Raw genomic sequence first — 11716 nt, 5'->3', positions numbered from 1 at the left:
AGGCGAAGACTCTGGGTTTTGGTGCCGGCACTATCGTTCGCCCCAGAACCCCGAATGTTTCTCGACGGGAGAATGGAAGACGCCGATATTCTCGGGGCTTTCCGAATCATGAATTCGGTGGGGGCGTTCGGGCAGCTCCACATGTTCGTCTTTTATTGACCCGCTTCCGGTTTTCCCATGTCCATGACCAAAGCAGACCTCATCGACCAAATTGCCGATGGGACCGGCCTCACAAAAATCGAGACGCGGGCAGTCGTGGAGGGCTTCATGACGGCGGTGCGCGGGGCGATGAAGGAGGGCAGGCGCATTGAGCTCCGCGAGTTTGGGGTGTTTGAGGTTCAGCACCGAGCCCCCCGGACCGGGCGCAACCCCCAGACCAACGAGCCAGTCGAGATCGAGGACCGGTACAAGCCGGTGTTTCGTCCGTCGGACAAGCTGAGTGAGGCCGTAGACGCGGCGCACAAGGCCGACGAGGCGTAGTCCCGAAGCTGTGTCATCGTGTTGGGTTTCACCACTGTCTTTCAGCGATCATGTCCGATACCACCCGCCCCTGTCCGTCGTGCGGTGCACGCGTGCCGGCCTCGTCCGATCGCTGCGATCTGTGCGGAACCGCTGTCGATGAGTCGGGCACGGAGGCCGACGCAGATGCGTCTGAGGCAGAGGGGGCCGAGCCCGACCCCGGTCGGCCCCAAGAGGCCTCGTCCGGTTCCGACAGTACCGATGCCGAGCCGGACGCCAGCCCATCCGTCTTCTGCAACCAGTGTGGGTGGGAAAACCCGCCGGGTGCGCGGTACTGCAGCCAGTGCGGCGAAGAGCTTCAGGATCTTTCTGGGACGGACGCCCCTGAGGGAACGCGTCCGGTCACGGCGGATCTCCCTACGAGCGCCTCCGACGGGACGGGCGAGGAAGCCCCCGACCCGGAGGTCCCGGTCTCCTCAAAAGATGCGGAACGCGCGATGGGCCGGCAAATCGCGATGCTCGTGGGCGGGGCACTCGTGCTCGTGGTTGGCCTCTTCTTCGCGACGCAGTGGAGTGCGCAATACGAGTGGGGTGGGGACGAGGCCGAAGGGGCGCCGTCAAGTCCCGCCGGGAATGAGGCGTCCGCCTCCGGCGCAGCCGGCGGATCGCCGCCCATGCAGTCCGGGGGGACGGGGGGAGGAGACGAGCTGACGGACCTTCAAACCCTCCTCGAAGAAGCGGGCACGTCGTCGGTCGGGGGAGCGATGGCTGGACAGATCGACTCGCTAGAGGCTGCGATCGAGCAAGCGTCGGGGACGGACAAACGACAGGCACAGGCGGAGCTGGTCAATCTCCTGATTGGGGTGGGACAGCCGGGACGGGCGGCCGTGGTGCAGGACGACATTGCGGATGCCACCGGCGCTGCCGACGCTCAGCGTCGCGCCGCCGACCTGCTGTACCGCTGGATGCAACAGCTGCAGGGGGAGGGACAGCGGCAGCAGGTCCTTGAAGTGGCCCGGCACGCAGCCCGGGCCTACCAGGCGGTGGTGGACCAACGTCCCGAGGACCTGGACGCCCGGACCCGGATGGGGGAAGCCTATCTGCTGACGAACCGCCCAATGCGGGGCATCCAAGCGATCAACGCAGTGCTCGACGACGACTCGACGTTCGTCCCGGCCCGGTTCCAGAAGGGGCTCGCGCTCCTGCAGATTAACCGGCTGGACCAGGCGACGACGGAGTTCGAGCAGGTAAAGGAATTTGCCGAGGAAGGGTCCCCGTTCACGCGACAGGCCGAGCAGGCCCTCAAGATCATTGAGAAACAACGGCAGCAATCTTCCTCTGAGGCGCCGTCCGGATCGGGAGGCGCTGGGGCTCCGTAGGGATAAGTGGATTCGTCACAGAACCTGTGGGGGAATAGAGGTCTTGCAAAAGCCGCGTCCCGTGCCCGGACTTCCGCTTATCCGTTTTTAAGCTTCGCAGTGGACCATGGACACGATGATTGACGGCCTCGATCAGGACCGCATTCGGGACGCGGTGGGTCGCGCGGAGGAGCGGACGGCCGGCGAGATTGTGCCGGTGGTGGTGCCACGGAGTGACGACTACGAAGTGGCCGTGTGGCGGGGGATTGGCGCGGCCACGCTCCTCGTCCTCACGGGGGTGCTGCTCACGCTTCAGTTTTACGATGGGTGGGGCCTCGGGTGGCTCTTTGCCCCGTGGGGCGTGGCGTTGTCGGTTCTCGTGGCCGGAACGGTGGGGGGCGTCCTCACGCGATACGTCTATCCCTTGCAGCGATTGCTAGTGGGGAGCGACCGCCTCGACGAGACCGTGCACCGCCGGGCCATGCAGGCGTTCGTCGAGGAGGAGGTGTTCGACACGCGAGACCGAACCGGCATTCTGCTTTTCGTCTCCCTCCGAGAGCACCGGATCGAGGTGCTCGGGGACGCCGGCATCAACCAGCAGGTGGAGCCGGACGATTGGGCAGACGTGGTCGCCCGCATCCAGCGCGGGATCCAAAACAGCAACCTGACGGAGGGGCTCGTGGAGGCGGTTGAGATGTGTGGCAGTCTCCTGGAGCGAAAGGGAGTAGAAATCCGCCCCGACGACGAGAATGAACTCACAGACAGCGTCCGCACCCCAGGGCGAGAGCCGGACGACGAGTGAGTTGGGCGTGACTGAGTTGAGAGCCCGGCGGGGCCCTATCCCTTTTCGATCTCGAGCACCAGCCCGTCGGCATCCCGGGCGAAAAGCCGGCCCTTAACTTCCTCGTAGGGATGGCCGGCCGCGTCGAGACGAGAGCGCAGCGAATGCCACTCGCGGGAGGGAAGGGAGAAGCCGAGGTGATGGATGCCGCCCCGTCCCGGCACCGTGGGGTGTTTCATCTCTTCCATTTCGATTAGCTCAACGACGTCCCGCCCGCGGTCGTCGGTGAGCAGGGCGCGCCGGCGGCCGTCGCGCACAGGGTCGTCCTCCACGGTGCGCAGCGACAGCCCGATGAGGTCGACGTAGAACGAAACGGCCGCGTCGAGGTCCGTCGTCATGACGGAGGCGTGGTCGAGTTGGACGTCCACGGCGGTTGGGGGATCCGCTTCGGAAGGAGAAGAATCGGCAGGCATGGCGCGGAAGAGGTTGCGAGAACAATCGTCGGTCAGGACGCGGGAGTTGGCTCCGAGGTCGGCTGGAAGGCGGAAGCGTCGATGCCGAGCCGCTTCATTTTCTTGTAGAGCCCCTGCCGGGTCAGGCCCAGCACGTCCGCCGAGGCCGTCACCTGACCGTCACAGGCGCGGAGCACTCGTTCGATGACAGCCTTTTCGGTGCGGGAGAGTACGTCGTTGAGGGTTCGGTCGGGCTCCAGAATGGCGTCCGAGGTGTCCCGAGACGTGTGCGCCGCCGTCCGCTCTCGAGCATTTTCGACAATCGTGTCGAGAAGCATGTCGAGCGTGATCGTCGGGGCCGGTTCGCTCTGCACGTGCACCAGCGCCCGTTCGATCTCGTTGCGTAGTTGCCGCACGTTGCCCGGCCAGTTGTAGCGGAGCAGGGCCTCCATGGCCGGGTGCGTGATGGAGACCAGGGACGAGCCCTCTGGGCGCATCTGATTTAGGAAGTGGCGGACGAGGAGGGGGATGTCGGGGCGTCGCTCCCGGAGGGGGGGAACGTGGAGCGAAATTACGCGCAGCCGATTGCGCAGCGCCGGCCGGAAGCGGCCCTCCTCCACGCGGGCGTCGAGGTCAGCGGTCGTTGTGGCGAGGACGCGAACGTCCAGCGGGTCGCCGTCGGCCGTTTCTGCCAGGGGAGAGGCTTGCCCGTCGAGGAGATCGAGCAGCGAGGACTGCAGGGGACGAGGGAGGGCGTCAATGTCCCCGACGATGAGGGTTCCTCCGTCGGCGGCCTGCACGGCCCCAGTCTGGGACGACCCGTCTGCCCCCGCGTTTGCTTCGGCGCCGAACAGCTGTGCGCTGAGAGACGCACCGGCCTGCGTCGGATCGCACGAAACGTACTCTAAGGGACCATCGGCTCGGGTGCTGGTGGCGTGGATCGTGCGCGCCACGAGGCGCTTCCCGGCGCCGCCTTCTCCGGTAATGAGAACGGGGCTCCGGCTCGGTTGAATTTTCCGAATCGTTTCGGCTACGGCCTGCATCTCGCGGCTCTCCGCCACGAACCCGTCCACGACCGTCGTCGGATCTGCCGTAGCGCCCGACCGAGCCCCGTCGTGTTTGGGATTCGCCGAGGGAGACCGGCGGCGAAGCTCGTCGAGCCACTCCGCCGCCTGGGTGTCTTGAAGGCGATCAAGGAGGCCTGAGGCGTCGTCGAGCACACGGTGCAGGAGGCCGTGCTCGTCAAGGGCACTGTAGGCCGCTGCCTGCCCCAAAAGCGCCCAGCAGCGGCCGACGGGGTCGCAGATCGAGGCAAAAAGCTCGCGCCCCTCCTTCAGCAGGTGCAGGCCCCGGGTCGCCTCGTCCACCGACTCGGAACGGCGCACATGGGCCCAGCCGCGCCAGAGCGCCACGTCGGCTCGCACACACGTGCAGGAGTCCGACACCTCCTCGACTGTGGGCAGCAGTTCGAGCGCCCGCTCCGGGCGGTCACGGCGAGTCACTTCGACACGGGCCAACAGTCCCCGGAGCAGAATCTGCCCCGTGCTGGCGGCCGGGGCTGTTACGGGATCGAGCAACGGCTCCACCATGTCGGCCACGTCTCCCGTCCGCCCGTCGGCGAGAAGGGTGGTGGCCATCGCAATGGTGCGTGCGTGATCCATCGGTCGGGACGGGTTGTGAGCGCCGAATCGAAGACCAGCCTGGATTCAAGGCCGGAGATCCGACGCTCGGCATCGATTACATGAAGCCGAGCTCAAGGCGGGCCTCTTCGGACATCATCTGCGGAGCGAAGGGCGGCTCGAAGGTCATTTCGAGATTGACGCTCTCGACGCCTTCTGTCTCGCGCACCGCATCCTCCGCCTGGCCGGGCAGGACGCCTGCGGCCGGGCAATTCGGCGCCGTGAGGGTCATCAACACGTCCACATGGCTGTCCTCCCCCATGTCGAGGTGGTAGATCAGCCCAAGGTCATAGATGTTGACCGGAATCTCCGGGTCATAAATCTCGCGGAGTGACTCTACAACCCGCTGGTAAAGGTCGTCGTCCGGCGTGTCCTGAACGTGATCCGGAATGGTTTCCGGAAGTTCGATGTCGGACTGTTCTTTCTCCTCGGGGATGTCGGCGGCCCCTCCGCCTCCTCCGCCGCCGGGCATACCGCCCATGCCGCCCATCCCGCCGGGCATTGCACCTGAAGGACTCATAAATCTGTGGGGTGTTGGAAAGAGTGGATGACGCGTCTACACAAACACAAGGGACAGGGCACCAAGCGCGGATGCGACCAACTCTGTGTCGCGGGCCTACGTCTCGCGGGCGCGCTCCTGAACGGTTTCAATCATGGCCTTGAGGCCGTTATTCCGCTGCGAGCTCAAGTGCTCGTGGAGGCCGATGTCGTCGAGAAAGTCGAAGTCGGCGTTCGCGACAGCCTCGGGAGGCTGCTCGTCGATCACGCGAATGATGAGCGCAGCCAGTCCCTTGGTGATCTTCGCGTTGCTGTCTCCCTGCACGCACAGGGCTCGATCCGCCTCGTCGAGCTCGGTCTCGATCCAGACGTCTGACTGGCAGCCGTGAACGTAATTGTCATCGGTCTTCTTGTCCTCCTCGAGCAGCGGAATGTCGTCGCCGAGCTCGATGAGATACTCGTATCGGCTCATCCAGTCGTCGAAGAGCGAGAACTCATCGACGATCTGCTGCGCGCGATCCGAGACTGTGTCCGTAGCGGGCATGAGGGCGAACAGGGTTGGTGCAAAACGCGCTGTGCTATGTAGTGTGTACGTTGGTACCGGCGATGGAGTTGCCGGGACGTGAGCTACCCGAACATGTGCCGCACCTTCTGGAGGCCGTCGACCAGCCGATCCACGTCCTCATGCGTGTTGTAGGCCGCGAACGAGGCACGGATGGTGCCGGGGAGGCCGTACCGCTCCAGGAGCGGCTGCGTACAGTGGTGGCCCGTTCGCACGGCAACGCCTTCCCGGTCGAGCACTGTTCCAGCGTCATACGGGTGAATATCGTCGAAGACGAACGAGAGGACGCTCGTCTTCTCGGATGCAGTGCCCACGATCTGGGTGCCCTCGATGTTGTCCACCTGCTCGGTGGCGTAGCGGAGCACGTCGTCTTCGTGGGTCCGCACCGCGTCCCAATCCATATTCATAATGTACTCGACGGCGGTGCCGAGTCCGACCGCATCGGCAATGTTCGGCGTACCGGCCTCAAACTTGTGGGGCAGTCCGTCGTAGGTCGACCCGTCAAACGAGACCTGATCGATCATGTCCCCGCCGCCCTGGTAGGGAGGCATCGCCTCGAGGTGGTCCCGCTTCCCGTACAGGACGCCGATGCCCGTAGGCCCGAACACCTTGTGGCCCGAGAACACGAAGAAGTCCGCATCGAGCGCCTGCACATCAACCGGCATGTGCGGGGCAGACTGCGCCCCGTCCACGACGACGGGTACGCCCTCAGCGTGGGCCACGTCGATGAAGTCCTCCATCGGGTTGATGGTGCCCAACGTGTTGGAGACGTGACTGATGGCGACGAGCGCCGTGTCGTCGGTGAGCATCTCCGGAAGCAGGTCCATCCGAAGCTCGCCGCGGTCCGTAACCGGAAGCACCTCAATCGAGGCCCCCACCTGCTCGGCCAGCATCTGCCAGGGGACGATGTTGGAGTGGTGCTCCATCTCCGTGAGGAGAATCTCGTCGCCCTCCTCGACGGCCATGCGGCCAAAGGTGGAGGAGACGAGGTTGAGCCCCTCGGTCGTGCCCCGCGTGAAGATAATCTGGTCGGGGTCCGGCGCGTTGAGGAAGCGCGCCAGTGACTTGCGGGCCGACTCGTACGACTCGGTGGCGTCCTGGCTGAGCCGATGGACGCCCCGGTGTACGTTGCTGTTTTCCTCGCGGTAGAACTCGTCCAGCCGTTCGATCACCGGGGTTGGCTTCTGCGAGGTGGCCGCGTTGTCGAGGTAGGCGAGGGGCGTGTCCTCGTACACGTCCTGCTCAAGCGCGGGAAAGTCCGCACGGAGCGCCTCTACGTCAAGCGAGGCCGTCTCGGAAGTCGGGTGCGTAGTGGCGGGCATGATAGATTGGGGAAGATGTAGAAGTAACGTGTGGGCGTGTGATTGATAAGGATGCCCTCACACGTCTTTCCCTCCGTGGGGCTACTCGAAGTAGCTGCCGAAGCGGTGCCGGATCTTGTCCGTGATGTAGTTGCGCAGGCCGTCAATCTTGTACTCGCTCAGCACCTCGTCGGTGAAGGCCTGTAGCATCAAGATGTGGGCCCGACGCTCGGAAAGGCCGCGCGAGCGGAGGTAGAAGACGCCCTCTTCGTCCACTTGGCCGGTGGTTGCGCCGTGGCTGCACACCACATCGTCCGCGTAGATTTCAAGCTCCGGCTTCGTGTAAATGTTCGCGTCGGTGGTCAGGACGATCGTATCGTTCTGCTGGTAGGCGTCAATCCGCTGAGAGCCACGGGTGACCAGCACTTTGCCGTTAAAGACGGCGGTCGACTCGTCGTTGAGCACGTGCTTGTAGAGCTCGTTGCTGCTGCAATCCGGCTGCACGTGGTTCATCTGCGTGTGGTTGTCCACGTGCGTCTCGTCCTTGCCGATGCAGAGACCATAGAGGTTTGACTCGCAGAAGGAGCCGTCGACCTCGACCGTGGCGTTGTTACGGACCACCTCTCCACTGAAGGTGATGGTGTTGGTCGAGTACACGCTGTCGTCCTTCTGCTGGCCGGCACGGGTGTGGACCTGCGAAGCGTTCGACCCTTCGTCCTGCACAAGATAGTGCTCCAGGTTGGCTCGCTCGCCGACGAAGGCCTCGCTCACCGTGTTCGTGAACGTCTGAGCATCGGTAACGGAGTGCTGAGCCTCAACGACCTTGGCGATGGCCCCGTCCTCGACCACGAACAGGTGACGCGGCTGCAGAAAGAGAGGCTCTGAGCCGGCCGTGATGTGGAGGAAGAAGATGGGCTTCTCGACGATCGTGCCGGAGGGGACGTAGACGAACGCCCCGTCCTGGACAAATGCCGTGTTGAGGGCCGTCAGGGCCTCGTCCTCGAAGTCAGCGTACTGGCCGTAGTGCTCCTCTACGACATCGGGATGCTCCTCACCGGCCTCGGCGAGGCTGCTCAGGACGACGCCCGATGGCAGGTCGCCGATGTCGGAAAGTGACTCGTCGACGTGGCCGTTCACGAGCACGACGCGATGGGCGTCCATCTCGTCAATCGTGAATGGCGCGATGTCGCTCGGGTCGAGCGACGGGCCCTCCGGCGATAGCGAGAGGGTGTAGGGCCGGTCGATGGTCTTCGCGATGTTCGTGTACTTCCAGGCCTCCAGCTCATTGGTCGGGATGCCAAGCTCGGCGAAGCGCTCGATCGCGTCTTCGCGCTGCTGGGCGATTGAGGCATTCGTTCCGTTGATGGCCTGGCCGTGGTTCACCTCGAAGGCCGAAATAAATCGGTCTTCGGGACGAACGTCGGTGTCAAGGGCAGTGGTCATGGTGGAGCGGTGGATTGAAGGACAGAATCGAGGAGGTGCAAGTGGCCGGAATGGCCCCGAGGGCGTCAACGCACCCGGGGCGCAGGGGGCCGCTACGCGGTGGCAGCAACCTCTTCGCGGATCCACTCGTAGCCCTGCTCCTCCAACGTCTTGGCGAGGTCCTTGTCGCCGGAGCGTGCGACCTGGCCGTCCATCATGACGTGCACGCGGTCGGGAACGATGTACTGCAGGATGCGCTCGTAGTGGGTAATCACGAGAAAGCCGCGGTCCCCGTCGCGGAGCTTGTTGACGCCATTGGCCACGCTCTGAAGCGCGTCAATGTCGAGCCCGGAATCGGTCTCGTCGAGAATGGCGAGGCGCGGCTCCAGCATCGCGAGCTGGAAGATCTCATTCCGCTTCTTCTCGCCCCCCGAAAAGCCCTCGTTGACCGACCGCTTCGTGAGGTCGGCGTCAAGGCCCAGCATGTCGGCCCGATCGCGCATCTGCTGGAGGAATTCGGTGGAGGAAAGCTCGTCCTCACCGCGCGCCTCCCGGACAGAGTTGACGGCCTCCTTCAGGAAATTGGTCATGCTTACGCCGGGAAGCTCTACCGGGTACTGAAAGGCGAGGAAGATTCCTTCTTCGGCCCGCTCCTCGGGCTCCAGCTCCAGAAGGTCATCGCCGTCGTAGCGAATGCTTCCGTCCAGGACCTCGTACTCCTCGCGCCCGGCGAGGACGGAAGCGAGCGTGCTCTTGCCAGACCCGTTGGGGCCCATGATGGCATGCATATCGCCCGTGTCGAGGGTCAGGTCCACGCCCTTGAGAATGTGAATGTCTTCGTCCTCGACGCCGACGTGTAGGTTTTCAATTTCTAAAAGTGCCATATCGTATCCGTGTGTGAGTGGTGCAGTGCGAAACGAGTATCGTCTTCGGGGCAAAACGCCTCTTCCTCGAGGCCAGGGCAGAAGTAGGACGGGAGCGTGGACGGAATTGTCCGTCGCACGCCCCCGTGGGCTCCTGCTCGAATGGTTATCCAACGCTGCCTTCCAGCTCGATGTCGAGAAGCTCCTTCGCCTCCACGGCGAACTCCATGGGAAGCTCCTGAAGGACTTCCTGACAGAAGCCGTTCACGATCAGCTTCAACGCCTCCTCTTCGCCGAGGCCGCGCTGGTGACAATAGAACATTTGGTCCTCACCTACCTTCGAGGTGGTCGCCTCGTGCTCAATCTGCGCCGAGGGGTTGTTGCTCTCGATGTACGGGTAGGTGTGCGCCCCGCAGTCCGGCCCGAGCAGCATCGAGTCGCACTGTGAGAAGTTGCGGGCGTTGTCGGCGTTCTTGCTCACCTTCACCTGACCGCGATAGCTGTTGTCCGCCACGTCGGCCGAAATCCCCTTCGAGATGATGGTGCTTTTCGTGTTCTTGCCGATGTGCTGCATCTTCGTGCCCGTGTCGGCCTGCTGGTGCCCCTTGGTAAAGGCGACTGAGTAAAACTCGCCGACTGAATCGTCTCCGGCCAGGATGACGGACGGGTACTTCTGCGTCACGGCCGAACCGGTCTCCAGCTGCGTCCAGCTGATCTTGGAGTTATCGCCCTTGCAGAGGCCACGCTTCGTGACCAGGTTGTAGACGCCGCCCTCACCAGTGTCCGGGTCGCCCGGGTACCAGTTCTGGATCGTGGAGTACTTGATCTCCGCGTCCTCGTGGGCGACGAGCTCGACGACTGCCGCGTGAAGCTGGTTCTCCTTGCGCATCGGGGCGGTGCAGCCCTCCAGGTAGCTCACGTATGCGCCGGGCTCGGCAACGATGAGCGTGCGCTCAAACTGGCCGGTGCCCGCCTCGTTGATGCGGAAGTAGGTGGAAAGCTCCATCGGGCAGGTCACGCCCTCTGGCACGTACACGAACGATCCGTCGCTGAAGACCGCCGAGTTGATCGCGGCGTACAGGTTGTCGGTGTACGGAATGACCGTGCCCATGTACTCCCGCACGATCTCCGGGTGCTCCTTGGCTGCCTCGCCGAAGGACTTAAAGATAACGCCCTTCTCCTCCAACTTGTCCTTGAAGGTGGTGGCTACGGAGACGCTGTCCATCACGGCGTCGACGGCCACGCCGGTGAGGGCCTTCTGCTCCTGCAGCGGAATGCCGAGGCGCTCGAACGTCTCCAGGATCTCGTCCGGCACCTCGTCGAGGCTGTCGTAGCTAGCCGTCTCCTTCGGGGCGGAGAAGTAGCTGATCTCGTCGAACTTGGGGGCCTCGTAGTCGAGGTGAGCCCAGTCGATGGTTTCGCCGTTGTCGAGGCGGTTGCGGGCGTGACGGAAGGCCTTCAGCCGCCAGTCCCGAAGCCACTGCGGCTCGTCTTTGCGCTGCGAAATGTAGCGAACGACATCCTCGGTGAAGCCATCAGGTGCCGTTTCTGCCTCGATGTCGGTGTAGAAGCCGTGCTTGTAGTCCTCACTGGCCTTGCCCTTTAGGTACTCTGTCTCAGACGTGCTCATAAACAGTCCTTTGGCGTATCGTGCGTGATCCGATGCGGATGGTGGCACCGATTTATCGGGCGGGGCGTCGAACCCGAGTGTAAACCGATGTTTACGCTGCTCTCACTGTGTCAACGTGCGGTTACAACAGGGGGGCTTCCGGGTCGTTCCTCCGCGCGCACAGGCCGTTACATCTTTATGAGAAGTTGGCGTCGGGGATGATGGGACGTAGCACGGGATCGACGCGACGGACGGCTCGGGGGCGGGACAGGGAGGAGGAACAGGAAAAGAGAAACTTTCAATTTGGGCCTGCAGTACGGAAAGGTCCGTTGTACCTGGACTCGTTTTGCTCTCGATATGACCATTTCGATTACTGACCGGGCCCTCGATCAGATTGAGTCGGTCGCGTCGAACGAGGAGGTAAATCTAGGGGAGACATTCCTCCGCGTGGCGGTGGTGCCGGGCGGCTGCTCCGGGCTGACGTATGACCTCGGGTGGGAAACGACCGTCAAGGACGACGACGAGGTCGAAGAGCACAACGGTGTGCCGGTGGTATTCGACAAGAAGACCCGACTCTATCTTGATGGTTCGGAGCTCGACTTCACGCACGGACTGAACGGGGACGGTTTTCATTTCTCCAACCCTCAGGCCTCCCGAGAGTGTGCGTGCGGCGAGTCGTTTGGGGTGTAGCTGGGGGGGCGGGAACGGCCTGACCGAAACTGAACGATTCAG

General features: G+C 63.6%; 12 protein-coding genes. 4 read left to right on the top strand and 8 right to left on the bottom strand.

Features of this window, described 5'->3' with window-relative positions; all coding sequences use genetic code 11:
• Positions 1-177: 177 nt before the first annotated feature.
• The 3 genes from OJB03_RS08340 (at position 178) to OJB03_RS08330 (ending at position 2619) form a co-directional block, all read left to right on the top strand.
• A complete protein-coding gene (locus OJB03_RS08340; protein WP_263786461.1) occupies positions 178-480 on the top strand; it encodes an HU family DNA-binding protein in 303 nt (100 codons plus the stop codon).
• Between the two features lie 50 nt (positions 481-530).
• Positions 531-1838, top strand: coding sequence for a zinc ribbon domain-containing protein (locus tag OJB03_RS08335; protein WP_263786460.1), 1308 nt, complete (start codon positions 531-533; stop codon positions 1836-1838).
• A gap of 106 nt (positions 1839-1944) precedes the next feature.
• On the top strand, positions 1945-2619 hold the full coding sequence (locus OJB03_RS08330) for a TPM domain-containing protein (RefSeq protein ID WP_263786459.1): 675 nt from the start codon (positions 1945-1947) through the stop codon (positions 2617-2619).
• Between the two features lie 35 nt (positions 2620-2654).
• On the opposite strand, the gene OJB03_RS08325 is transcribed toward OJB03_RS08330, so the two are convergent.
• From OJB03_RS08325 to sufB, 8 genes are all read right to left on the bottom strand, one after another.
• Positions 2655-3071, bottom strand: a complete 417-nt coding sequence (locus OJB03_RS08325) for a VOC family protein (protein ID WP_263786457.1) — start codon at positions 3069-3071, stop codon at positions 2655-2657.
• A 32-nt stretch (positions 3072-3103) separates the two neighbouring features.
• The gene (locus tag OJB03_RS08320; protein WP_263786456.1) at positions 3104-4711 is read right to left on the bottom strand and encodes a sigma 54-interacting transcriptional regulator; all 1608 of its coding nucleotides are present in this window, start codon (positions 4709-4711) and stop codon (positions 3104-3106) included.
• A 76-nt stretch (positions 4712-4787) separates the two neighbouring features.
• A complete protein-coding gene (locus tag OJB03_RS08315) occupies positions 4788-5201 on the bottom strand; it encodes an SUF system Fe-S cluster assembly protein (RefSeq protein WP_423816372.1) in 414 nt (137 codons plus the stop codon).
• A gap of 144 nt (positions 5202-5345) precedes the next feature.
• Positions 5346-5771, bottom strand: a complete 426-nt coding sequence (locus tag OJB03_RS08310; RefSeq protein WP_263786454.1) for a SufE family protein — start codon at positions 5769-5771, stop codon at positions 5346-5348.
• Positions 5772-5854: 83 nt separating this feature from the next.
• The gene (locus tag OJB03_RS08305) at positions 5855-7111 is read right to left on the bottom strand and encodes a cysteine desulfurase (protein ID WP_263786453.1); all 1257 of its coding nucleotides are present in this window, start codon (positions 7109-7111) and stop codon (positions 5855-5857) included.
• Between the two features lie 81 nt (positions 7112-7192).
• On the bottom strand, positions 7193-8533 hold the full coding sequence (gene sufD / locus OJB03_RS08300; protein ID WP_263786452.1) for a Fe-S cluster assembly protein SufD: 1341 nt from the start codon (positions 8531-8533) through the stop codon (positions 7193-7195).
• Positions 8534-8625: 92 nt separating this feature from the next.
• The gene (gene sufC, locus OJB03_RS08295; protein ID WP_263786450.1) at positions 8626-9396 is read right to left on the bottom strand and encodes a Fe-S cluster assembly ATPase SufC; all 771 of its coding nucleotides are present in this window, start codon (positions 9394-9396) and stop codon (positions 8626-8628) included.
• Between the two features lie 145 nt (positions 9397-9541).
• Positions 9542-11005: a Fe-S cluster assembly protein SufB gene (gene sufB, locus OJB03_RS08290; RefSeq protein WP_263786449.1), complete on the bottom strand. Its 1464-nt coding sequence runs from the start codon at positions 11003-11005 to the stop codon at positions 9542-9544.
• Positions 11006-11341: 336 nt separating this feature from the next.
• On the opposite strand from sufB, the gene OJB03_RS08285 reads away from it, so the two are divergent.
• Positions 11342-11674: a HesB/IscA family protein gene (locus OJB03_RS08285; RefSeq protein WP_263786448.1), complete on the top strand. Its 333-nt coding sequence runs from the start codon at positions 11342-11344 to the stop codon at positions 11672-11674.
• The last annotated feature ends 42 nt before the right edge of the window (positions 11675-11716 follow it).

The sequence above is a fragment of the Salinibacter grassmerensis genome (genome assembly GCF_947077765.1).
Taxonomy (GTDB): domain Bacteria; phylum Bacteroidota; class Rhodothermia; order Rhodothermales; family Salinibacteraceae; genus Salinibacter; species Salinibacter grassmerensis.
This window is presented reverse-complemented; position numbering and strand designations above follow the sequence as displayed.